This is a genomic window from Okeania sp. KiyG1, assembly GCF_014132355.1.
Lineage (GTDB): Bacteria > Cyanobacteriota > Cyanobacteriia > Cyanobacteriales > Microcoleaceae > Okeania.
Genome location: NZ_BLZO01000063.1, coordinates 1 through 23,143 on the forward strand (window position 1 = coordinate 1; position 23,143 = coordinate 23,143).

The following is a 23,143-nucleotide window of genomic DNA, read 5'->3' on the forward strand; positions in this document are numbered from 1 at the left end:
CCCGCTAAGTGTCAGATAATTCTTTATTTAATCCGCCTGCTTTTTCACTAGCCGCAATCACAATCAAATAATCATTTTCATTGAACTTATATTCAGAGGGAGGATTAGAAATTACATTTCCTTCTTTTCCTCTTTGAATTGCAATTATAATCGCTTGATATGTTTGTTTCATCCGCACAAAAACATCAATAAAATTCAATCCTACCTCTGATTTAGGTAGTGGAACTTTATAAAGTTGACTTCCATATTCATAACTTAAGATATCAGAAACAGCTTCACTAATACCATGATTGAGAGCTGCTTTAGAAATTAACTGACTACTTAATTGACTTGTGACAATAATTTCATCTGCATTAGCTCGTCTACAAGTGGGGACATAGGATTTATTGACTAACTCAACAATCGTATAAGAACTTCTATTAATACTTTCAACCGTTAGAGTTGCTAAAATTACTTTTGCATCTCGATTGTTGTAATCTAACTTATCATCTCCTAAAATAATAACAGTCTTTGCTTCTTTTAAGTTGGCTCGATTTAAAGTCTCATCTGAAACTTGACCTCTCACAAAAAATAAATGTCGATCTTCTAGAGGTTTGTGTTCAATATCGGCAATTAAAACAATAGGTTTTTCCTGAATTTTTGGGTCATTTCGTAGTTCTTTAATAATCGTTTCGGCGCGGTGATTCCATTCACAAATAATAATATGCTTCTCAAATTGATAAGAGTTCATACCTAAATCATCCTTAATTTTTTTATCGACTAAAATACTAGCTAACGTAGCACTAAAAACACCAAGAATCGCAATCCCAATAATCATATCAATTACTGCAATTAGGCGACCTATTGTTGTCGTTGGAGTAATATCACCATAACCGACTGTGGTGAGAGTAACAATTGTCCACCATAGACTATCGATTAAAGAAATATTAGGTTCTACTAGATAAATTCCGACTGTACTCACGCTAACAATAGCGACAATCAGAATAACTAAACGAATAAAGTTTTCTTTCTCTAAAAAAATCCATATTCTTTGCAGTTTCAGATACTGCTGAAAAAGCCATAACTTGAGTTTATTTTTAGATATTTTTTTCTTTTCATACTTTGTTTAAGGAGTTATGTGGCCACCGCTTTTAAAAGAAGACATTGAAAGAATTACAATTGCTGTGAAAAATATTTGTATAGGACTTTGGTCTGCGGATAAATAATACATCATTAAGTTTACTTGAATCTAATACCATTTTGGCAAAACATTTTTCAAATCCGGTTGAATACTTATTATATAGTTGGAGGAGCGGGGAGTAGGGGAGGGGGAGTAGGGGAGTAGGGGAGTAGGGGAGTAGGGGAGCGGGGAGTAGGGGAGTAGGGGAGTAGGGGAGTAGGGGAGTAGGGGAAATATTTGGTAATTGTTGAAGATGGAACATTTTTTTATACCGAATTAAACGGATTTGATATAACTTATCAAATTTCAAACATACTTATATTTTTTTGTAGTCTACCTTTGTGAAAACCGCTATAAGCGATCGCCATTTCCGAAACTGACAGAAGAGAATTATATCAAATCCTTTGGTTTCTAAGTAATAGGACTTACGCAGATACGCTATATATAGCCCTCAAAACTATTGTCCAACAGTTACTTTACTCTATAAATAGTGCCTTTGCGTAAGTCCTGAGTAATATAATTTCTATTGCCATTCATGGTCAAAATTCAGGATTTGTAGTGGTTTAGTCTCCAAACCCCTAGAGGACTTGAATTTTACCGATGCTACGGGATTTGATATTATTTGCAATAACTTTGTGGTAATTAGGGAAGTTGCATACAACCTCCCTACCTTAATGAAGTCAGAAGTTAGAAGTTAGAAGTCAGAAGCGGTCAGACCCCGCGTCGGCGTCAGACGCAAGGGAATGCTGACCAAGAGAGGGAACGCGCACCAAGAGAGTCAGAAGTTAACCCACTCCTAACCCCTCCCAACCCACCCTAACCCCTCCCTGGAGGGGAGGGGAAGTAGAGGATTTGAGCTTCGCCTCAAAAATATTTCGCCTTAAAAAGCGGGGTTGCGCGACCCAATCCTGTTTGATAAATCAAGCTATAGCAGTCGCAGCAAAGCTTAGGACATATCAAAAGCTTAAAACTCAGACAACGGAAGATTCTTCCTTCTTTGCTAGATAACTAAACGCCTTCTTCCTTCTTCCTTCTTCCTTCTTCCTTCTGCTACACCACAAAATTCACTAATTTTCCAGGCACTACAATTACCTTTTTAATCTCCTTACCCTCCAAATGACGCTGTGCGACTTCCGACTCTCGCGCTAACTTTTCCAAAGTCGCTTTATCTGCTTGCGCTGATACCTGAATAGTTCCCCGGGTTTTCCCCTTAATCTGAATCACCTTGGTGATTTCATCTAATTGCTTTTAGATTCATCAATCTGACAAATTTTCTAAGAACAGATTGGCATCGTCGCGAATTAACTCTTCAGAAGATTTCGTGGCTTCTTTTATTATCATCATTGTTTCAGGAGTTTCAAATTCTGCTAGTGCCAGAAGAGCTTTTTTTGGCACACTTAACCCAAAATCATACGACCATCGGTAGGTCAAGGCTTTAGATAATGCCGGAACAGCTCTTTCATCGCGCAACTCATCCAAAATTTCAATAACGTTTTCGTGAAGACCATTATGACTCTCACTATTGAGGATTTGACAAAGAATAGGTAGATAATCTTGTGAAAGATTATACCAAGTGGCCCTCACTACAAACGAAGCACCAGGATACTTTGGATTTAAAGCATATTTTTCGAGTTCCTGGATAACCTCATCAACTGAAGGAGGCGAGTTCTGAAATTCTCTTCTCATTTCATCACCAATTCTTGATCGTACATTATTATTTGGGGCTTCCTTGAATAATTTCAGGTATTTATCAATTGTATCACTCAGCATTGTCTCATTCCATTGTATGAAAATTCAATATATTGGCGTAAAACTAATGGCAACATAAACTGATGGATAAAACGCAGAATTTTCGGCGTTGCACTTTCAGGTTTTATTTCGCAACAAGTCTATATATAAGTAGGGAAGTTGCATAAAACCTCCCCACCTTAATGAAGCCAGAAGTCAGATAGATAACTAAACGCCTTCTTCCTTGTTCCTTCTTCCTTGTTCCTTCTTCCTTCTGCTACACCACAAAATTAACCAATTTTCCAGGCACCACAATTACCTTTTTAATCTCCTTACCTTCCAAATGACGCTGCGCTACTTCCGACTCTCGCGCTAACTTTTCCAAAGTCGCCTTATCTGCTTGTGCTGACACCTGAATAGTTCCCCTAGTTTTACCCTTAATCTGAATCACCAACGTAATTTCATCTACAACCAAAGCATCCGGGTCAAACTTAGGCCAAGAATGGGTATGCACCGAACCAAAATTACCAGCAACTTGCCACAACTCCTCAATAATATGAGGTGCAAACGGCGCCAACAACAACAACAAAGTTTCCAAACCCTCTGCATAAATAGGCGAATCTTTGCAACTAGCATCAGCAAGAGCGTTACTCAATTTCATCATCTCAGAAACAGCAGTATTAAACTGATAATCTCCATCCAAATCTTCTGTCACTTCCTTAATAGCAATATGTACCGCCCTTCGTACATCTTTCTCTGCTTTAGTTAACTCTGTAGCAAACTTACTTTCTATCCAACTCAACCCTTTCTGTAAATCATTCCTAGTCTCTTGTTGAGTTTCTGGATGATTAAACTTTGCTTCTATTGCAGCTTTCACATCAGCAGCAGCATAAACTTTTACCACATTTTTAAGTTTAAAAGCAGAAAGATTTTTCGTAATTTCAGTAATCAAATACCGAGACCAACCCAACTCTTTCAACTCTGCTTGAGTAATACCGCTATTTTTTACTTTCAACTCACTTAAACTATGATTTGCAGAAAATTCCGTTACCAAAGACCACACCCGGTTGAGGAAACGAAACTGCCCTTGTACATCAGCATCATCCCACTCTAAATCTTTTTCTGGTGGAGCTTTAAATAAGATAAACATCCGCGCGGTATCAGCTCCATATTTTGACATCACATCTAAAGGATCGACACCGTTATATTTAGATTTAGACATCTTCTCAAAAAAGACTTCCAACTCGTCTCCAGTTTTCGGGTCTTTCGGGTCTTCCGGGTTGACATCAGCAGAGGGAATATATTTACCCGTAACTGGATTTTTGTAAGTGATACCTTGTACCATCCCTTGAGTTAACAAACGTTGGAATGGTTCGTCAAAATTGCACAAACCTCTGTCGCGCAAAACCTTTGTAAAAAATCTGGAATACAACAAATGCAAAATTGCGTGTTCGATACCACCGACATATTGGTCTACAGGCAACCAGTCATTTACCACTTCCGAGTCAAACACCTGTTGTTCGTTCGTTGCATCTGGATAACGCAAATAATACCAAGACGAATCAATAAAAGTATCCATGGTATCCGTTTCCCGTTTTGCTGGAGTCCCACAACTCGGACAAGGAACATTTACCCAATCTGACAATTTTGCCAAGGGTGACGGACCACGACCAGAAAATTCCACACTTTCTGGCAATTTCACAGGCAAATCTTCATCTGGTACAGGTACAGCACCACAGTTCGGACAATGAATAATAGGTATTGGTGCGCCCCAATAACGTTGTCTAGAAATTAACCAATCTCGCAAACGATATTGTACGCGACCTTCCCCATAACCTTCATCTTCTGCAAGTTCAATAATTGCTTTTTTGGCGACAGTAGATTTTTGACCATTAAACGGACCGGAGTTGACCATGACGCCAATATCGGTATAAGCATCTGTAAGTTCCCAGTCATCATTATCCGAATCATCTGGCACAATGACATTTGTAATGGGTAGATCGTATTGTTTGGCAAACTGGTAGTCTCGTACATCGTGAGCGGGTACTCCCATAACTGCACCTGTACCATATTCATAGAGTACATAGTCGGCGATCCAGATGGGAATTTCTTGGTTATTAAATGGGTTGATAGCTTTGCCACCAGTGGGAACGCCACGTTTTGGTTTGTCTTCAGCGGTGCGTTCTAGTTCACTTTCGGCAGCTACTTCTTGAATAAAGGTTTCGACGGTAGTTTGTTGTTCTGGGGTTGTCACCTGTGCGGTCAAAGGATGTTCGGGAGCTAAGACAACGTAACTAACGCCGTAGACTGTATCGGGTCTGGTGGTAAAGACACCGATTTTTTTATCCATACCGACTATGGGAAATTCGAGGTAAGCACCGACAGATTTACCTATCCAGTTGGCCTGCATGGTTTTAACTCTTTCTGGCCAACCAGGCAATTTGTCCAAATCATTGAGGAGTTGTTCGGCGTAGTCGGTAATTTTGAAGAACCACTGACGCAACAATTTACGTTCGACTTTTGCCCCGGAACGCCAGGAACGACCTTCGCCATCTACTTGTTCGTTGGCAAGTACGGTTTGGTCGATGGGGTCCCAGTTAACGGCGGACTCTTTTTGATAAGCGAGACCTGCTTGGAAAAATTGAAGGAATATCCATTGGGTCCAACGGTAGTATTCGGGGGAGCAGGTGGCGACTTCTTTTTCCCAGTCGATGGAGAAACCCAAACGTCTTAGTTGTTCTTTCATTTGGGCGATATTTTGGTAGGTCCATTGGGCGGGTGGGATGCCACGGTCAATGGCTGCGTTTTCTGCTGGTAGTCCAAATGCGTCCCAACCCATGGGGTGCAGGACACGATAACCTTGCATCCGTTTGAGTCGGGCAATGACATCGGTGATTGTGTAGTTACGAACATGACCCATGTGTAAGTTCCCGGATGGGTAGGGGAACATGGATAGAGCGTAGAATTTTTGTTTATTCTTGTCTGTAGGGGTTTTGTTTTGGTTTTGTTCGGTCCAGATTTTTTGCCACTTTTGTTCAATGGATACAGGGTTATATTTGGAGTCCACAGTTTTTCTCCGTATTATTTTCGATAGTCTTGTTTTCTTGATTATTTTTGCATAATTCCCGACGTTGAGAATTCATGGTTACATTATAATACGGAGTGTAATATAGAAAGTGCGGAAAGGTGATAAATTTTGTTGGTTGTGGGAATATTATTGGCAGTTTCAGCAGTTAGGAAAAGTTGTAGTGAGTCTCTTAATATTTTTTCCCTGTTTTCTAATTTTGGAATTGGATATATTGAATTATTATCTAGATGCTTCAGGTAAAACAATGTTAATTTTGTAATTTTTTCTGAAGGAGTTAAATATTATGACAGTTATAGTTAATATTTGGTTAGGTGAACTTCCTCAGTTTACTGTGTGGAATGCTATCTACGGATTGAATGTTGGTCATGGTTCGATGTTAGTAATTAATGATGAAAATCCAAAAGATAAAATTTATATTAGTCATCGTCCTCAAATAACATATTCTGGAAACTCTAAGGCAAAGTTTAATAACAAAGACACTTCAAAGCAGTATGCTTTAGGAGATAGTTTTACTCCAAAAGCAGAATGGATTTCTTTTGATGAAGATTGTGATAAAAGAGGGCGTAAACCTGATAGCCAGATTAAAATTTTAGGCTTACATGAATATCGAATTAGGGAGTTTTATAAATGGTATTTCAACAATGATTTACCAGAATATGAAAGTCAATATCATGTTAGAAAAAATAATTGTTGTGCTGTTGTAGCGTATTTTATTCGTAAGGGATTAAAATGTCCTGAGCAGGAATGTTGCAATTTTTGTTCTGCTGAAGAGAATACACCAGAATTTTTTAATGTTGCTTCTGGTAGCATAATAGATGAAACTATGCAAGTGACTAACATTAATATGGCACGTATTATAAATTTTTTAGTGACAATAAATTTTGGTCAGCCCGAACTCTTGAAAATTTTGCTGAAAAAGTGAAAAAAATGACTAATAAAGAATGTCAAAATACCACAATTTGGGTTAGTGAAGTTGTATGTTAAATACTAGAATTTGAAGAGTTTTTTATTCTCAAAATTATCATTTTAGGTATTTATTTGAAATTATCTAACTATTCAATATTTTTTACGTGAGATAAATATTATGACAGTAGTAATTAATATATGGAAAGGCGAACTTCCTCAACGTACTGGGTATAATGCTATTTTTGGTTTAAATGTAGGTCATGCTTCGATGTTAATTATTAACGATAAAAACCCCAAAGATAAAATCTATATAAGTCATCGCCCTCAAACAATAAATCCTCAAAATAACTTCGGCAAAGATACAGATAAGAAGTATTTTTTAGAAAAAATTTTACTCCAAAAGCTGAGACAATTTCCTTTGATGAAGATTGCGATCGCAGAAAACGTCAACCTGATAATCAGATTATTATTTCAGGTCTAAATGAATCTAAAATTAAATATTTTCACGAAAGATATATAAGTAACAATTTAACAGAATCAGAAAGTCAGTACCATAGTAGAAAAAATAACTGTTGTTCAGTTGTCGTATATTTTATTCGCAAGGGATTAAAATGTCCTGACAACAAAATCTGTAAATTTTGTTTTGCTGAAAGGAATCAACCTGACTGGAAAATACAGGGATTTTGTGCATTTTTACAATTGAGTTGTATAGTATTTTGGCTTTTGATTTACATTTATTCATATTCTTTAGTTTTGAAGACTATTTTATTTCTTATTATATTGGTAATTGCATTCCTAACTTATCCATTTTCAGTTTTTAATCTTGAAGCTTGTCTGTTAAATTTTTCCTATAAAAAAATCAATTCTGGTCTCCACGAACTCTCGAAAATTTTGCGGAAAAAGTAAAAATGGAAACTGAGCAAAATCCTTCAAATTTATGCTGGCGTTTGGGTAGGAGAAAATAGTATTTCTGTAAAATATTATTTACAGGAGGTAAATATTATGACAGTAATTATTAATATCTGGCGAGGTAAACTTCCTCAGTTTACTGGATATAATGCTATTTTTGGGTTTAACGTAGGTCATGCTTCGATGTTAGTTTTTGATGATGAAAACCCAGAAGATGAAATTTACATAAGCCATCGCCCTCAAACGGTTGAAAATCATAGTAATTCTAGGTCAAAGTTAAACAATAAAGATACTTCAAAGCAGTATACTCTAGGAAATAATTTTACTACAAAAGCCGAATGGATTTCTTTTAATGAAGATTGTGATAAAAGAGGTCGTAAACCTGATAGCAAGATTAAAATTTTAGGCTTAAATGAAGCTCGAATTAGGGAATTTTATAGATGGTATATAAACAATGATTTACCAGAATATGAAAGCCAATATCATACCAGAAAAAATAATTGTTCTGCTGTTGTAGCATATTTTATTCGCAAAGGATTAGGATGTACTCAAGAAAGCTGTAATTTTTGCTCAACTGAAATGAACCAACCTGACTACAAAAAGCAGGAATTTTTGGCTTCATTTTTAAAATACTTAGGGAAGCTAGTACAAGCTATTCTAAGTATAGTTTGTATTATTACAACCACTGATAATACTAAAAACTCTTTTGCTTTTGACTGTTTTGCTTTTGCCTGTTTTTTGTAGTTTTCTTTTTCAAAGAAAGTAATCTTGAAAATCATATTATAAAATTTTCTAGAAATAAATTTTGGTCTCCACGAACCCTTGAACATTTTGCCGAACAAGTAAAAATCGAAACTGAGCAAAATCCTTCAAACTTATGCTTTCTTCTACGTTAGAGAAAATAATAGTTATTCCAGCTTATAATTGTCTTTATTAATCTATAGGTAAATTATGAAACTCAATCCAAGCGACATTATTGCCACTACTGCTCTAGTTATATCTTTATTCAGTATTTGGTCACAGAATAAAGGTGTTAAAAAACAACTTTTAGTAGCGAATATTGGCGAATATACAAAAGATATCAAGAAATAATTGGGAACTTACCTGAAAGTGTTTTATCTGCCAATTTTGACGTAAATTATTTAGATAGAGCAGAAAGAATCAAAATTCTCCGTTATATGTGGCTGTATTTCGATTTATGTTTTGAAGAATATTCTTTGTACCATGACTTAAAATTGATAGATAGAAAACTATGGAAAATTTGGGAGTCAGCTATCAAAGCAAGTTTCAGTAAACCTGCATTTTCTCAATGTTGGATGATTATTTCTCAACAAACTTCTTACAGTAGTGGCTTTGAAAAGTTTATAAACTCCATTATCGGTAGTCAAAAAAAATCATCTTGAACTGACAACTGATAAACCATACTTTTATTTCTAATAGAACTATTATTTGGAGTAGCGATCGCTTCTCTTTCTGTTACTCTAATACTCCTATTTTATGTAAAATTAAAATTTATGAAAATAATAGCTAACTCAAAAATCTGAGCCAAAATTAATTAAGGCTTGAAGAAGGCAGAAGGTATCCCCCCTACCCCCCTTTGAAAGGGGGGATGCAGAAGGGAAAATTGCTTATTGATTCTAATCCCAAATAATTTTGAGTACTGTATAAACGGTGGGGTATTAAACCCGTAAAGGAAATGATAATCGAAATATCATTATCAGGAAGTATATCCAATAATTTAACTGCTTTGTGTTCCTTAAAAATCTACTAAAAACCCATGAATAATTACCCCAATTTTTCTGACCAGGGCTATCAAATAATTAGAGAACTCGGACACAATAATATGGGTGGGCGAGTTACTTATCTAGCTGAAAATATTCATACTCAAAAAAAGGTAGTTATTAAACAATTTCAATTTGCCAAATTAGGAGCAACTTGGGCAGAATATGATGCCTACTCTCAAGAAATTGCAGTATTAAAAGTCTCAATCATCCAGGAATTCCTAAATACTTAGATTCTTTTCAAACTAACGACGGTTTCTGCATGATTCAAGAATATATTAATGCAGAATCAGCCGTAATTTATCGTCAGTGGCAACCTCAAGAAATTAAACAGATTGCTATTTCAGTTTTGGAAATTTTGGTCTATTTACAAAGTCAACCACAACCTGTTATTCATCGAGATATAAAACCAGAAAATATTTTAATTGATGAGCAGTTAAATGTTTACTTAGTAGACTTTGGTTTTGCCAGAATGGGAGGAGGAGAAATAGCAGCAAGTAGTGTTGTGAAAGGTACGATGGGATTTATGTCTCCCGAACAAATGTTTAATCGGGAATTAACAATAAGTTCAGATTTATATAGTCTTGGTGCCACATTAATTTGTTTATTAACAGGAATAAAATCAGTAGATATTGGCAATTTAATTGATGCGAATTATCGGATAATTTTTCGTCATTTAGTTCCACCATTAGAAAGAGGTTGGATTAATTGGTTGGAAAAGATGGCAGAACCAAAATATACTGATAGATATAAAAATGCTGAGGCAGCTTTAGCTATTCTTCGACCTTTAAATGTTAGTAGTTTACCGAAAGTCATAATTAGTCAAGAAAATATAGAATTTGCTAGCGATCAATGGGGAGAAAAATTAACAGAAACAACAAGAGTTAGTAACCCAATTCCAGAGACAATTATATCTGGTAATTGGGAAGTTGCTCCCCATGTAAGTGACCCTCCTCATACTCCTTATGACCATAGTTGGATTTCATTTTCACCTCAGAAATTTGAAGGTAATAATGTCAAGTGTGAAATTACAGTAGATACCAGTAAGTTAGTAGAAAATGAAATTCATAAAAGGAAGATATTTTTACATAATAATTCAGCATCAGAAACCCTGAAGATAAATATTCAGGTGAAAACTGCTAGTGTGCCTAAATTAGAAGCTAGCTCAATTTTCATGTTCTTTTTTTGTCGCTTTGTTGTGGCAGTGGTTATATTTTACGGGTTTAGTTTATTGCAATTCAATCCTGTATTTATTTGGTTGGCAATAATACATATAGGAGTATATTGTTTGGTTCCTTCAATAGTTAATGTTACAAAAAACGATATTGTTAAATTCATAATACTTTTTGGTCTTGTCTATTATATGTTCAGCTCTATATTTGAACCACTAGCTATAGCAATGTTCATAATAGGCGTAATTCCGTATTTTTTAGTTTTGCTGTATTTGTTTATATTGGCAAAAACAGTTGAATTAATAATTTCTAAAAACGAGATAGGTCAATTGTTAATAAGTCAATTGTTCTCTAAAGAAAAAAAAGTTATAACTCTTTTAACAATAGGACTAGACTTTAGCTTAATTATGAACTTTAATATTTTTTATGAAGTCATTCCTCAACTACACTGCTTTACTTTAGGAGAAATTTTACTCTCAGGAGGAGTAGCGATCGCCTCTCTTGCTGTGACTCTAATACCCCTAATTTACTTATTATTCAAACCTGCTAAAATGTTTTATAAATACAGAAAATCTCAGCCAAACTTAATTAAACCATAATCAAAATGTAAGTATTAGGAAAAATATCCGATAATTTAACTACTTTATTTTCCTTGAAATCTACCAAAAACCTATGAACAATTACCCTGATTTTTCTGACCAAGGCTATCAAATAATTAGAGAACTTGGTCACAATAATATTGGTGGGCGAGTTACTTATCTAGCTGAAAATATCCATACTCACAAAAAGGTAGTTATTAAACAATTTCAATTTGCCAAACTAGGAGCAACTTGGGCAGAATATGATGCATACTCTCAAGAAATTGAAGTCTTAAAAAGTCTCCAGCATCCAAGTATTCCTCAATACTTAGATTCTTTTCAAACTGCTGATGGTTTCTGCATGATTCAAGAATATATTAATGCAGAATCTGCTCAAATTTTTCGTCAGTGGCAACCCCAAGAAATTAAACAAATTGCTATTTCGATTTTAGAAATTTTAGTCTATCTACAAAATCAACCACAATCTGTTATTCATCGAGATATTAAACCGGAAAATATTTTAATTGATGAGCAGTTAAATGTTTATTTAGTAGACTTTGGTTTTGCCAGAATGGGAGGAGGAGAAATAGCAGCAAGTAGTGTTGTTAAAGGTACGATGGGATTTATGTCTCCCGAACAAATGTTTAATCGTCAATTAACAAAAGCATCAGATTTATATAGTCTCGGTGCTACATTAATTTGTTTATTAACAGGGATAAAATCTGGGGATATTGGCAATTTAATAGATGCGAATTATCGGATTATTTTTCGTCATTTAGTTCCACCATTACAAAGGGGGTGGATTAATTGGTTGGAGAAGATGGTAGAACCGAAACCTACTGATAGATATGAAAATGCTAAGGCGGCTTTAGCTGTTCTGAGACCTTTAGATGTTAATCGTTTACCGAAAGTTAGAATTAGTCAGGGAAATCTAGAATTTACTGGCAATGTATGGGGACAAAAATTAACAAAAACAATCACAGTTAGTAATCCAATTCCAGAGACAATTTTATCTGGTAGGTGGGAAGTTGCTCCTCATGTAAGTGACCCTCCTCATACTCCTTATGACCATAGTTGGATTTCATTTTCATCTCAGAAATTTGAAGGCAATAATGTAGAGTGTAAAATTATAGTCAATACCAGTAAGTTAGTCAAAAATAAAATCTATAGAAGAGAGATTTTTTTACACAGTAATTCAGCGTCAGAAATTGAAACTATAAATGTTGAGGTGAAAACTGGTACTGTGCCTAAATTAGAAGCTGACTCCATTTTGGAGTTCTTTTTTGCTCGCTTTTTCGTGGCAGTGTTTATATTTTTCAGTTTGAATTTATTGCAATTCAATCTTCTATTTGTTTGGGCAGTAATATGCATAGCAGTAATATGTATAGCAGTATCTTTATTTAATTCCATAAACAACCTAGTTGTTAAAGGCATTATATTTTTTGGTGCTTTATATATCATAATTACAATAGTTATGAGAATGTTTGCCATCGTTCTTGGTATAGAAACGGTATTCAGTCTAGTAGAGTCCTTGGGTTTATTATTTGGAAATATACTAGGTTGGTATATTGTATCAGTAATTTTGTCTGGCCCAGTCAAGCTGTATTTGTTGATATTGGCAGAAACAATGAAATTAATAAAAATACCTAAAGACAAGATAGGTCAATTGTTCTCCAAAAGAAAAAAAGGACTTATAGCTATTTTAACAATAGGACTAGACTTTAGCTTAGTTATAACTTTTAAGATTTTTTCTGAAATCATTCTTCAACTACACTGCTTTACTTTAGGAGAAATTTTAGTCTCAGCAGGAGTAGCGATCGCCTCTCTTTATGCTACTTTAAGACCCCTAATTTACTTACTATCCAAACCGACAAAAATAATTTATAAATACAGAAAAGCAGAGGCAAACTTAATCAAAGCATAATCAAAATATAACGACTTGGAAACTAATATAAAAACTTAATTGCTTTCTATTCCCTGTTCCTCTAAAAAAACACTAAAAACCCATGAATAATTACCCGATTTTTTCTGACCAAGGCTATCAAATAATTAGGGAACTCGGACACAATAATATGGGTGGGTGAGTTACTTATCTAGCTGAAAATATTCATACTCAAAAAAAGGTAGTTATTAAACAATTTCAATTTGCCAAATTAGGAGCAACTTGGGCAGAATATGATGCCTACTCTCAAGAAATTGCAGTATTAAAAAGTCTCAATCATCCAGGAATTCCTAAATACTTAGATTCTTTTCAAACTAACGACGGTTTCTGCATGATTCAAGAATATATTAATGCAGAATCAGCCGTAATTTATCGTCAGTGGCAACCTCAAGAAATTAAACAGATTGCTATTTCAGTTTTGGAAATTTTGGTCTATTTACAAAGTCAACCACAACCTGTTATTCATCGAGATATAAAACCAGAAAATATTTTAATTGATGAGCAGTTAAATGTTTACTTAGTAGACTTTGGTTTTGCCAGAATGGGAGGAGGAGAAATAGCAGCAAGTAGTGTTGTGAAAGGTACGATGGGATTTATGTCTCCCGAACAAATGTTTAATCGTCGGTTAACAACAGCTTCAGATTTATATAGTCTTGGTGCTACATTAATTTGTTTATTGACGGGGATAAAATCTGGAGATATTGGAAATTTAATTGATGCGAATTATCGGATAATTTTCCGTCATTTAATTCCACCATTACAAAGGGGGTGGATTAATTGGTTGGAAAAGATGGCAGAACCAAAATATACTGATAGATATGAAAATGCTGAGGAGGCTTTAGCTGTTCTTCGACCTTTAGATGTTAACCGTTTACCGAAAGTCAGAATTAGTCAGGAAAATCTAGAATTTTCTAGTGATAAATGGGGAGAAAAATTAATAGGTATTATACAGATTAGTAATCCAATTCCAGAGACAATTTTATCTGGTAGGTGGGAAGTTGCTCCCCATGTAAGCGACCCTCCTCATACTCCTTATGACCATAGTTGGATTTCATTTTCATCTCAGAAATTTGAAGGCAATAATGTAGAGTGTAAAATTACAGTAGATACCAGTAAGTTAGTAGAAAATGAAATTCATAAAAGGGAGATATTTTTGCATAATAATTCAGCATCAGAAATTGAAACTATAAATGTTGAGGTGAAAACTGGTACTGTGCCTAAATTAGAAGCTAGCTCCATTTTCATATTCTTTTTTTGTCGCTTTGTTGTGGCAATGTTTATATTTTACATTTTTAATTTATTAGGATACTATCGTGGATTTTTTTTGTGGGAATTAATATGTATAGGAGTATGTGCTTTATTTACTTACACCAACAATAAAATTGTTAAAGGCATAATAATTTTTGGTATTTTTTGAAAATATTTCTTATAACTTTTATATTGTTTGTATTGGAGACTTTCGATGAGGGACCACCTGATGTAGACCCAGATGTTCTAGGATATTGGGAGATATTATTTCTAGTTACAAGCATAGTAGGAGTTTCGTATCTTTTAGCTTGGATATATTTGTATGCGTTAAAAAGAACAATTAAATTAATAATAATACCTAAAAACAAGATAGGTAGATTGTTCTCCAAAACAGAACAAATACTTATATTTCTTTTAGCAATAGGACTTGAGTTTAGCTTAGTTATAACTTTTAAGATTTTTTCTGAAGTCATTCCTCAACTACACTGCTTTACTTTAGGAGAAATTTTAGTCTCATCAGGAGTAGCGATCGCCTCTCTTTCTGCTACTCTAATACCCCTAATTTACTTACTATCCAAACCTATCAAAACATTTTTTAAATACAGAAAAGCAGAGCCAAACTTAATTAAACCATAATCACAATGTAAGTATTAGGAAAAATCTCCAATAATTTAGCAACTTCGTGTTCCTTAAAACCTACTAAAAACCCATGAATAATTACTCCAATTTTTCTGACCAGGGCTATCAAATAATTAGAGAACTTGGTCACAATAATATTGGTGGGCGAGTCACTTATCTAGCCAAAAACATCAAGACTCACAAAAACGTAGTTATTAAACAATTTCAATTTGCCAAACTAGGAGCAACTTGGGCAGAATATGATGCCTACTCTCAAGAAATAGCTGTATTAAAAAGTCTCAATCATCCAGGGATTCCTCAATACTTAGATTCTTTTCAAACTGCCGATGGTTTCTGCATGATTCAAGAATATATTAATGCGGAATCTGCTGGGACTTTTCTAATGTGGCAACCCCAAGAAATTAAGCAAATTGCTATTTCGATTTTAGAAATTTTAGTCTATCTACAAAATCAACCACAACCTGTGATTCATAGAGATATTAAATAGGCAAAATATCCAATAATTTAGCGACTTTGTGTTCCTTAAAAATCTACCAAAAACCTATGAATAATTACCCCAATTTTTCTGACCAGGGCTATCAAATAATTAGAGAACTCGGACACAATAATATGGGTGGGCGAGTTACTTATCTAGCTGAAAATATTCATACTCAAAAAAAGGTAGTTATTAAACAATTTCAATTTGCCAAATTAGGAGCAACTTGGGCAGAATATGATGCCTACTCTCAAGAAATTGCAGTATTAAAAAGTCTCAATCATCCAGGAATTCCTAAATACTTAGATTCTTTTCAAACTAACGACGGTTTCTGCATGATTCAAGAATATATTAATGCAGAATCAGCCGTAATTTATCGTCAGTGGCAACCTCAAGAAATTAAACAGATTGCTATTTCAGTTTTGGAAATTTTGGTCTATTTACAAAGTCAACCACAACCTGTTATTCATCGAGATATAAAACCAGAAAATATTTTAATTGATGAGCAGTTAAATGTTTACTTAGTAGACTTTGGTTTTGCCAGAATGGGAGGAGGAGAAATAGCAGCAAGTAGTGTTGTGAAAGGTACGATGGGATTTATGTCTCCCGAACAAATGTTTAATCGTCGGTTAACAACAGCTTCAGATTTATATAGTCTTGGTGCTACATTAATTTGTTTATTGACGGGGATAAAATCTGGAGATATTGGAAATTTAATTGATGCGAATTATCGGATAATTTTCCGTCATTTAATTCCACCATTACAAAGGGGGTGGATTAATTGGTTGGAAAAGATGGCAGAACCAAAATATACTGATAGATATCAAAATGCTGAGGTAGCTTTAGCCACTCTTCAACCTTTAGATGTAAATCGTTTACCAAAAGTCAGAATTAGTCAGGAAAATCTAGAATTTACTGGCAATATATGGGGAGAAAAATTAACAAAGACAATAACAGTTAGTAATCCGATTCCAGAGACAATTTTATCTGGTAGATGGGAAGTAGCTCCCCATGTAAGTGACCCTCCTCATACTCCTTATTACCATAGTTGAATTTCATTTTCACCTCAGAAATTTGAAGGCAATCATATAGGGTGTGAAATTACAGTAGATACCAGTAAGTTAGTAGAAAATGAAATTCATAAAAGGGAGATATTTTTACATAATAATTCAGCTTCAGAAACTCAGAAGATAAATATTCAGGTGAAAACTGGTAGTGTGCCTAAATTGATACCTAACTTCATGTTCTTTTTTGGTCAGTTTGTACTGATGTTCCCTTGTATATTTAGCAGTTTTATATTATTAAAATTAAATCCTCTATTTATTTTGTTATCAGTAATACCTATCGCAATATCTGGTTTATTGAATAAGATAAGTACTACTGCTAAAATTTTAATACTTGGTCTTGTTAGTCTGATAATAACATTAAGTATTTGGGTAGCACTTGGCTCAAATTTCTTGGTGTCTAATCATTTTGATATAAGTCCAGCACAAGATTTTTTCCATTTTGTCACTCTTTACTCTTTGCAAGCATTAATCCAACTATCTTGGATAACTATAATACCGATAGTAGCTTATGTTTTAAATGTACTAGCACGAGATAAATATCAATTTAGAACAAACGAAATAACTGGAATTATAACTGAAAACAATTTTGATAAATTATCCTCTGCCTTTTCTGAAGAAAAAGGACTTATATGTTTTTCGACAATAGGATTTTACTTTAGCTTAGGTACAATTTTTTTATTTTTCATCAAGTCATATCTGTACTACATTGCCTAACTTTAAGAGAGATTTTAGTCTTAGTAGGAGGAGCGATCGCCTCTCTTTCTGTTACTCTAATACCTCTAATTTATTTAATATCCAAACCTCTCAAAATAACTTCTAAATACAGGAAATCTAAGCCAAACTTAATTAAACCATAATCAAAATATAGCCTTCTGGAATCTGATTCTATAATTTAATTATTTCCTATTTTCTGTTCCCTAAAAACCTACTAATTACTATGAACAACTACCCCAATTTTTCCAACTACGGCTATCAAATAATCGAAGAACTCGGACACAACCGTGCAGGTGGAAGAGTAACTTATCTTGCCACAGAAATTAACACCCAAAAAACAGTAGTAGTTAAACAATTTCAATTTGCTACGACTGGAGCGCATTGGTCAGAATATCAAGCTTATGAAAGAGAAGTTCAAGTATTAAAAACACTAGACCATCCCAACATTCCCCACTACTTAGACTCTTTCCAAACACCATCAGGTTTTTGTATGGTACAAGAATATAAAAACGCTATTTCTTTAGCAAATTTAGCAACCTCTCAAAAATGGCAACCCCAACAAATTAAACAAATAGCAATTTCAGTTCTAGAAATTCTTAAATACCTCCAAAACAGAATTCCACCTGTCATTCATAGAGACTTAAAACCAGAAAATATTCTAGTAGATGACCAGATGAACATTAGCCTAGTAGACTTTGGTTTTGCCAGAATGGGAGGAGGAGAAGTTGCTGTTAGTAGCGTAGTCAAAGGTACATTAGGATTTATGCCTCCAGAACAAATGTTTAATCGCGAATTAACAACAGCATCAGACTTATATAGTCTCGGTGCAACATTAATTTGTTTATTAACAAATACCCCCGCAACAGAAGTAGGTAGTCTCATGGATGACATGGGAAAAATTAATTTTCAGCAGCAAGTAAAAAATCTCAGTCAAGATTTTATTGCCTGGCTAGAAAAAATGGTACAACCCAATTATAAAGATAGGTATTCATCAGCAGAATTAGCTCTTGATGCTTTAATTCCCTTAAAAGTATTAGCCCCTTCTCAAACACGAAAGTTTACTAAAATAGCATTGACAAGTACTCTTAGTTTTCTGGCAATTTGGGGTGCTGGTCTTACTATGTTCAGAGCTTATAATATTCAACTAAATCAACCAATTACTCAAATAGAAGAATTTAATGACGGAAAAGAACAAGTTCAAGTTAAAAACAAAAAAGAATGTTTGAATCGTCGAAGATAGCTTCAACAATTAACTTTTTAGCCGTAAGTCCCCCGCTTACCCGATAGGGAAGCGGCGGGATATAAGGCGGTAAAAATTTTTGCTCTGAGCAGGACAGCGAATATTTTTACAATCTTCCGGAATATTGTTACTGCAAATAGTATATAATAGTAACAGGTCGATAATTAGGAGAAGTCACGGTGAAAAGACAAGCGGTGAAAGTAAGGTTGTACCCCACAGACCAACAAAAACAGATACTTGCACAGCATTTTGGTTGTGCGCGTTGGTGGTGGAATTATGGGCTAAGTCAATGCATTGAAACCTATAAAACAACTGGTAAAAGCTTGTCTCAATCTGGACTAAATTCAATGTTGCCAGCACTCAAAAAAAATAAAGAGACTGAATGGCTCAAGGATTGTCACTCACAGGTTTTACAGTCTGTAAGTCTCAATCTTAGTCGTGCTTATCAGAATTTTTTTGAGGGTAGAGCAAAATACCCTAGATTCAAATCTTATCGTCATCGCCAGTCAATCCAGTATCCGCAGAAGGTAAAACAAGTTGACAATTGTTTAAAATTCCCAGGGTTTGTTGGAATAGTGAAAGCTAAAATCCACCGCCCCCTTGATGGAACTATCAAAACAGTCAAGGTTAGCAAATGCCCATCGGGTAAATATTATGCCTCTGTGTTGATGGAATACGATGGGGATAATTCAACATCAAGTACAGATGGTAAGGTGATAGGAATTGATTTAGGAATTAAAGATTTTGCAATTACCTACGATGGTGATAAAACTTCTAAATACACCAATCCTAAACACCTGTACAAGTATCAAAAAAGATTAGCCGTAAAACAACGGATTGCAGCCCGTAAGCAAAAAGGCAGCAACCGAAAAAATAAAGCTAACAAGATTACAGCTAGGGTATACGAACGGGTAAGCAATGTCCGCCAAGACTACTTACACAAGCTATCTAGAAAGATAGTTGATAACAATCAAGTTGTGGTAGTTGAAAATCTAAATGTCAAGGGCATGGTTCGTAACCACAAACTAGCAAAAGCAATATCTGATACCTAATGGGGAACCTTTTTGACATCCTCCCCGGCCTAAAGGCACGGGGATTCCTACTGAGCCGTAGCTCTTCGGCGGGTTGACGCTTTGCTTCGCATAGCTGTCGCTAACACAGGGTGCTGCTTCCTTGGCGGTAGTCTGACGCTTCCCTCCAGGTCCGTTTAGAGTTTCCGAGTGCCCCCCGGCAACTAATAATAGTGTAGCATATATTCAATTCACTTGCAAATAAAATAAAAAGTCGCCCTACAAGGGCGAGGCTTTAAACCCAATTTTTCGGTAAATTTCCTCTCCTATAAATTAGAAAAAGAGGGAAAAGTACTCATAGAAATAGATAGATGGTTCCCTAGTTCCAAACTTTGCTCTAACTGTCATTATCAAATAGAAGAATTACCGTTAGAGGTTAGAACTTGGACTTGCCCAAGTTGTGGAACCCACCATGATAGAGATGGGAACGCAGCACAGAATATAAGGGCTGAAGGTATTAGACTGCTGTCCTCCTCTGGGACGGGGGAGGCTAACGCCAGTGGAGAGGATGTAAGACCAACTCGCGGACGTAAATCCAAGATGCGGCAATCTTCTGTGAAGCTGGAAGCCAACACTCACCCGTTAGGGGAGTGTTGGTAGTTCACAAAGTAATCATATATTATGGTTAGCTTTAACAATGTTTATGGCGGCTAGGGCGACTACTTTAGGTATGGCTATTCCTTTCTTGAGTAGGGGAGTGGGGGAGTGGGGGAGTGAGGGAGTAGGGGAGCGGGGGAGTAGGGGAGAATAGAATTTATAGAGGAGGTAGTCGGGTATATTTGTCCCTTGATTTTTCTGTAATTCCCCCTGTTGCCTGTTGCCTGTTGCCTGTTGCCTATTGCCTGTTGCCTGCGCGCAGCGCTATACTTCTTACTTTTGACTTTTGACTTGTATCTTCACTATGAAATTTATCGGAATAGACCTCGGTTGGCGGTCGGGAAAAAGTGGTTTGTGCTGTCTACAATACTCAGACCAAAAGTTAAAAATATTAGACTTAGACTGCATATTAGAAACTGAAGATATTCTCAATTGGATTGATAATTTAACTCCCTTACCAACTCCTGCTTTAATTGCCGTAGATGCTCCAACAATAATACCAAATCAAACAGGAACTAGACTACCAGATAAACTTACTCATAAATATTTTGGTCGTTATCATGCAGGATGTTATCCAGCAAATCTTAACCGTCCTTTTGCTCAGAAAACCGTAAATTTTGGCATGAGTTTGACAGCTAAAGGATTTATTCATGCACCAACAATTGAACCGCAACAACCAGGACGTTTTCAAATCGAAGTTTATCCTCATCCAGCTATAGTTAATTTATTTGGTTTAGAAAAAATTTTGAAATACAAAAAAGGGAAATTAGCAGACCGTAAATCAGAACTTTTGAAACTGCACCAATACATAATAAATATCTTAACTACCCTGGAACCAACTCTAGAAATTTCCGAAAATTTCCTAGATACTGAAAATATCAATAGTATAGCTACCCTCAAAATTACAGAAGATAAATTAGATAGTTTAATCTGTGCTTATATTGGTGCATACTGGTGGTATTGGGGTCAAGCAAAAAATTTAGTTTTGGGCGATGACACCACCGGATATATAGTAGTTCCTGAACGACTAGCGCCGCTACGCGGAAGTCAAAATTCAAAATTCAAAAGCGAGTGCGTAATTCTGAGGGGACCTCAGAATGTAAGACGCACATCTGACAGTCAAAAGTATTGATTAGTAAGGCTTTTAGGATTTTGTAACTGGTTAGTTATTCCTGCCCTCTTTATACTAAATTAAACCCTGTTCAAATATATGAAAGAAAATATAGCAGAACTCAAATCAGAAGTAGAAACTTTACAAGCAGAAATAGAAACTTTACAGACCGAAGTAGATACTCTTCGTCATCAACGTTCCTCTTTCCGAATAGATGTTAGTTTTCCTCCAGATAATACTCCTGAAACACTAGCAGAATTTCGCAAAAAAAATGCTGAAGAAGCTGCAAAGTGGCAAGAAGAATTACAAGAAATTAATCAATCTCTCAAAGTATTAGAAGCACAACTTAATCAGAAAAAAACTATACTCGCACCAAAAAAATCTCGACTAGAATGGCACGAACTACAAGAAAAAGTTTACCAAGGGGGAAAAGAATTACAGGAGCAAGTTAAAACAGTCAACGAAAAAGCTAATCAACTTGAAGCAGAAATACAAAATCTCAAACAAATTTATCAACAATTAAACCCACTTTATTGTGAGTGGGTACAAAATGCAGCTAATATAGTTGACTTTAAGGCCACAACTATTCCTTATGTTTATGTTAAAAAAAATGGGTTTGAACTTGGAAATAAAGAAATAAAGTGATGGAAATAAAGAAATAAAGTGATGGAAAAAGGGAAGAGGAAAAAAGATTGAGATACATCTCTATTTGTGTTGAGTTTTTTTTATCAACCCAACCTACGAATGGTAAATTTTTTCGGAATTTTATCCTGTGTGAAAGTTGGGAGTAAAGTAGGTTGGGTTAAGCGACAGCGCAACCCAACATATTCAGTTATCAGTTATCAGTTATCAGTTATCAGTTATCAGTAAAAGGGAAGAGGAAAAAAGATTGATATACATCTCTATTTTTATTGAGTTTTTTTATCAACCCAACCAACAAATGGTAAATTTTTTGTCTAATTTTATGACCTGTAAAAGTCGGGAATACCGTAGGTTGGGTTAAGCGCTAGCACAACCCAACATATTCAGTTATCAGTTATCAGTTATCAGTAAAAGGGAAGAGGAAAAAAGATTGAGATACATCTCTATTTTTATTGAGTTTTTATCAACCCAACCAACAAATGGTAAATTTTTTGTCTAATTTTATGACCTGTAAAAGTCGGGAATACCGTAGGTTGGGTTAAGCGCTAGCACAACCCAACATATTCAGTTATCAGTTATCAGTTATCAGTAAAAGGGAAGAGGAAAAAGATTGAGATACATCTCTATTTTTATTGAGTTTTTATCAACCCAACCAACAAATGGTAAATTTTTTGTCTAATTTTATGACCTGTAAAAGTCGGGAATATCGTAGGTTGGGTTAAGGGACAGCGCAACCCAACATATTCAGTTATCAGTTATCAGTTATCAGTTATCAGTAAAAGGGAAGAGAAAAAAAGATTGAGATACATCTCTATTTTTGTTGAGTTTTTTTTATCAACCCAACCGACAAATGGTAAATTTTTTGTCTAATTTTATGACCTGTAAAAGTCGGGAATATCGTAGGTTGGGTTAAGGGACAGCGCAACCCAACATATTCAGTTATCAGTTATCAGTTATCAGTTATCAGTAAAAGGGAAGAGGAAAAAAGATTGATATACATCTCTACTTTTATTGAGTTTTTTTTATCAACCCAACCAACAAATGGTAAATTTTTTGTCTAATTTTATGATTTGTCAA

Annotated in this window: 20 protein-coding genes and 3 pseudogenes; 19 read left to right on the top strand and 4 right to left on the bottom strand. The window is 35.1% G+C overall.

What is annotated here, in order from left to right:
• Positions 1 to 4: 4 nt before the first annotated feature.
• The 4 genes and pseudogenes from SAGCYANO_RS12995 to leuS all read right to left on the bottom strand — a co-directional run bounded on the left by SAGCYANO_RS12995 (position 5) and on the right by leuS (position 5,954).
• Positions 5 to 1,084, bottom strand: coding sequence for a TrkA family potassium uptake protein (locus tag SAGCYANO_RS12995; protein ID WP_202220501.1), 1,080 nt, complete (start codon positions 1,082 to 1,084; stop codon positions 5 to 7).
• 1,125 nt (positions 1,085 to 2,209) lie between these two features.
• Positions 2,210 to 2,401 (bottom strand): annotated as a pseudogene (locus SAGCYANO_RS50250) (hypothetical protein); the annotation flags it as partial.
• Positions 2,402 to 2,416: 15 nt separating this feature from the next.
• The gene (locus SAGCYANO_RS13000; RefSeq protein ID WP_202220471.1) at positions 2,417 to 2,929 is read right to left on the bottom strand and encodes a HEAT repeat domain-containing protein; all 513 of its coding nucleotides are present in this window, start codon (positions 2,927 to 2,929) and stop codon (positions 2,417 to 2,419) included.
• Positions 2,930 to 3,164: 235 nt separating this feature from the next.
• Positions 3,165 to 5,954 (bottom strand): leucine--tRNA ligase, encoded by a 2,790-nt coding sequence (gene leuS, locus SAGCYANO_RS13005; RefSeq protein WP_202220472.1) that lies wholly within the window; start codon positions 5,952 to 5,954, stop codon positions 3,165 to 3,167.
• A 304-nt stretch (positions 5,955 to 6,258) separates the two neighbouring features.
• Here leuS and SAGCYANO_RS13010 point away from each other — a divergent pair, with 304 nt between their 5' ends.
• The 19 genes and pseudogenes from SAGCYANO_RS13010 to SAGCYANO_RS44665 all read left to right on the top strand — a co-directional run bounded on the left by SAGCYANO_RS13010 (position 6,259) and on the right by SAGCYANO_RS44665 (position 22,294).
• The gene (locus SAGCYANO_RS13010) at positions 6,259 to 6,897 is read left to right on the top strand and encodes a hypothetical protein (protein ID WP_202220473.1); all 639 of its coding nucleotides are present in this window, start codon (positions 6,259 to 6,261) and stop codon (positions 6,895 to 6,897) included.
• 162 nt (positions 6,898 to 7,059) lie between these two features.
• On the top strand, positions 7,060 to 7,362 hold the full coding sequence (locus SAGCYANO_RS13015; RefSeq protein ID WP_202220474.1) for a hypothetical protein: 303 nt from the start codon (positions 7,060 to 7,062) through the stop codon (positions 7,360 to 7,362).
• 521 nt (positions 7,363 to 7,883) lie between these two features.
• Positions 7,884 to 8,534 carry a hypothetical protein gene (locus tag SAGCYANO_RS13020; protein WP_202220475.1) on the top strand — a complete coding sequence of 217 codons (651 nt, stop codon included), beginning with the start codon at positions 7,884 to 7,886 and terminating at the stop codon, positions 8,532 to 8,534.
• 207 nt (positions 8,535 to 8,741) lie between these two features.
• Positions 8,742 to 8,882, top strand: a complete 141-nt coding sequence (locus SAGCYANO_RS13025; protein ID WP_202220476.1) for a hypothetical protein — start codon at positions 8,742 to 8,744, stop codon at positions 8,880 to 8,882.
• An 86-nt stretch (positions 8,883 to 8,968) separates the two neighbouring features.
• Positions 8,969 to 9,193 (top strand): hypothetical protein, encoded by a 225-nt coding sequence (locus SAGCYANO_RS13030; RefSeq protein ID WP_202220477.1) that lies wholly within the window; start codon positions 8,969 to 8,971, stop codon positions 9,191 to 9,193.
• Positions 9,194 to 9,567: 374 nt separating this feature from the next.
• Positions 9,568 to 9,804: a hypothetical protein gene (locus SAGCYANO_RS44655; protein ID WP_237396123.1), complete on the top strand. Its 237-nt coding sequence runs from the start codon at positions 9,568 to 9,570 to the stop codon at positions 9,802 to 9,804.
• Positions 9,789 to 11,342: a protein kinase gene (locus SAGCYANO_RS13035; protein WP_237396126.1), complete on the top strand. Its 1,554-nt coding sequence runs from the start codon at positions 9,789 to 9,791 to the stop codon at positions 11,340 to 11,342. Before SAGCYANO_RS44655 ends, SAGCYANO_RS13035 begins: the two co-directional genes overlap by 16 nt.
• A gap of 73 nt (positions 11,343 to 11,415) precedes the next feature.
• Positions 11,416 to 13,245: a serine/threonine-protein kinase gene (locus SAGCYANO_RS13040; protein ID WP_202220478.1), complete on the top strand. Its 1,830-nt coding sequence runs from the start codon at positions 11,416 to 11,418 to the stop codon at positions 13,243 to 13,245.
• Between the two features lie 205 nt (positions 13,246 to 13,450).
• Positions 13,451 to 14,680: a serine/threonine-protein kinase gene (locus tag SAGCYANO_RS13045; RefSeq protein ID WP_237396127.1), complete on the top strand. Its 1,230-nt coding sequence runs from the start codon at positions 13,451 to 13,453 to the stop codon at positions 14,678 to 14,680.
• Between the two features lie 209 nt (positions 14,681 to 14,889).
• Positions 14,890 to 15,147, top strand: coding sequence for a hypothetical protein (locus SAGCYANO_RS44660; RefSeq protein WP_237396124.1), 258 nt, complete (start codon positions 14,890 to 14,892; stop codon positions 15,145 to 15,147).
• Between the two features lie 73 nt (positions 15,148 to 15,220).
• A complete protein-coding gene (locus tag SAGCYANO_RS13055) occupies positions 15,221 to 15,637 on the top strand; it encodes a protein kinase (protein ID WP_202220480.1) in 417 nt (138 codons plus the stop codon).
• A 56-nt stretch (positions 15,638 to 15,693) separates the two neighbouring features.
• Complete coding sequence (locus SAGCYANO_RS13060; RefSeq protein WP_202220481.1) at positions 15,694 to 16,677, top strand: serine/threonine-protein kinase; 984 nt, start codon at positions 15,694 to 15,696, stop codon at positions 16,675 to 16,677.
• Between the two features lie 150 nt (positions 16,678 to 16,827).
• Positions 16,828 to 17,406: a hypothetical protein gene (locus tag SAGCYANO_RS13065; protein WP_202220482.1), complete on the top strand. Its 579-nt coding sequence runs from the start codon at positions 16,828 to 16,830 to the stop codon at positions 17,404 to 17,406.
• Positions 17,407 to 17,629: 223 nt separating this feature from the next.
• Positions 17,630 to 18,646: a serine/threonine-protein kinase gene (locus SAGCYANO_RS13070; protein WP_202220483.1), complete on the top strand. Its 1,017-nt coding sequence runs from the start codon at positions 17,630 to 17,632 to the stop codon at positions 18,644 to 18,646.
• A gap of 179 nt (positions 18,647 to 18,825) precedes the next feature.
• A pseudogene (locus tag SAGCYANO_RS13075) lies at positions 18,826 to 19,692 on the top strand (RNA-guided endonuclease InsQ/TnpB family protein); the annotation flags it as partial.
• A gap of 291 nt (positions 19,693 to 19,983) precedes the next feature.
• A pseudogene (locus SAGCYANO_RS13080) lies at positions 19,984 to 20,316 on the top strand (zinc ribbon domain-containing protein); the annotation flags it as partial.
• 301 nt (positions 20,317 to 20,617) lie between these two features.
• A complete protein-coding gene (locus SAGCYANO_RS13085) occupies positions 20,618 to 21,445 on the top strand; it encodes a DUF429 domain-containing protein (RefSeq protein ID WP_202220484.1) in 828 nt (275 codons plus the stop codon).
• Positions 21,446 to 21,523: 78 nt separating this feature from the next.
• Complete coding sequence (locus SAGCYANO_RS13090; protein WP_202220485.1) at positions 21,524 to 22,069, top strand: hypothetical protein; 546 nt, start codon at positions 21,524 to 21,526, stop codon at positions 22,067 to 22,069.
• 66 nt (positions 22,070 to 22,135) lie between these two features.
• The gene (locus SAGCYANO_RS44665; RefSeq protein WP_237396125.1) at positions 22,136 to 22,294 is read left to right on the top strand and encodes a hypothetical protein; all 159 of its coding nucleotides are present in this window, start codon (positions 22,136 to 22,138) and stop codon (positions 22,292 to 22,294) included.
• Positions 22,295 to 23,143 lie beyond the last annotated feature (849 nt).

Coding starts and splice junctions, on each gene's coding strand:
- SAGCYANO_RS13020 (WP_202220475.1), top strand. CDS start 7,884: ATGACAGTAATTATTAATATCTGGCGAGGTAAACTTCCTCAGTTTACT.
- SAGCYANO_RS13055 (WP_202220480.1), top strand. CDS start 15,221: ATGAATAATTACTCCAATTTTTCTGACCAGGGCTATCAAATAATTAGA.
- SAGCYANO_RS13085 (WP_202220484.1), top strand. CDS start 20,618: ATGAAATTTATCGGAATAGACCTCGGTTGGCGGTCGGGAAAAAGTGGT.
- SAGCYANO_RS13010 (WP_202220473.1), top strand. CDS start 6,259: ATGACAGTTATAGTTAATATTTGGTTAGGTGAACTTCCTCAGTTTACT.
- SAGCYANO_RS13060 (WP_202220481.1), top strand. CDS start 15,694: ATGAATAATTACCCCAATTTTTCTGACCAGGGCTATCAAATAATTAGA.
- SAGCYANO_RS13030 (WP_202220477.1), top strand. CDS start 8,969: ATGTGGCTGTATTTCGATTTATGTTTTGAAGAATATTCTTTGTACCAT.
- SAGCYANO_RS13025 (WP_202220476.1), top strand. CDS start 8,742: ATGAAACTCAATCCAAGCGACATTATTGCCACTACTGCTCTAGTTATA.
- SAGCYANO_RS13070 (WP_202220483.1), top strand. CDS start 17,630: ATGAACAACTACCCCAATTTTTCCAACTACGGCTATCAAATAATCGAA.
- SAGCYANO_RS13015 (WP_202220474.1), top strand. CDS start 7,060: ATGACAGTAGTAATTAATATATGGAAAGGCGAACTTCCTCAACGTACT.
- SAGCYANO_RS13000 (WP_202220471.1), bottom strand. CDS start 2,929: ATGCTGAGTGATACAATTGATAAATACCTGAAATTATTCAAGGAAGCC.
- SAGCYANO_RS13040 (WP_202220478.1), top strand. CDS start 11,416: ATGAACAATTACCCTGATTTTTCTGACCAAGGCTATCAAATAATTAGA.
- SAGCYANO_RS13090 (WP_202220485.1), top strand. CDS start 21,524: ATGAAAGAAAATATAGCAGAACTCAAATCAGAAGTAGAAACTTTACAA.
- SAGCYANO_RS44655 (WP_237396123.1), top strand. CDS start 9,568: ATGAATAATTACCCCAATTTTTCTGACCAGGGCTATCAAATAATTAGA.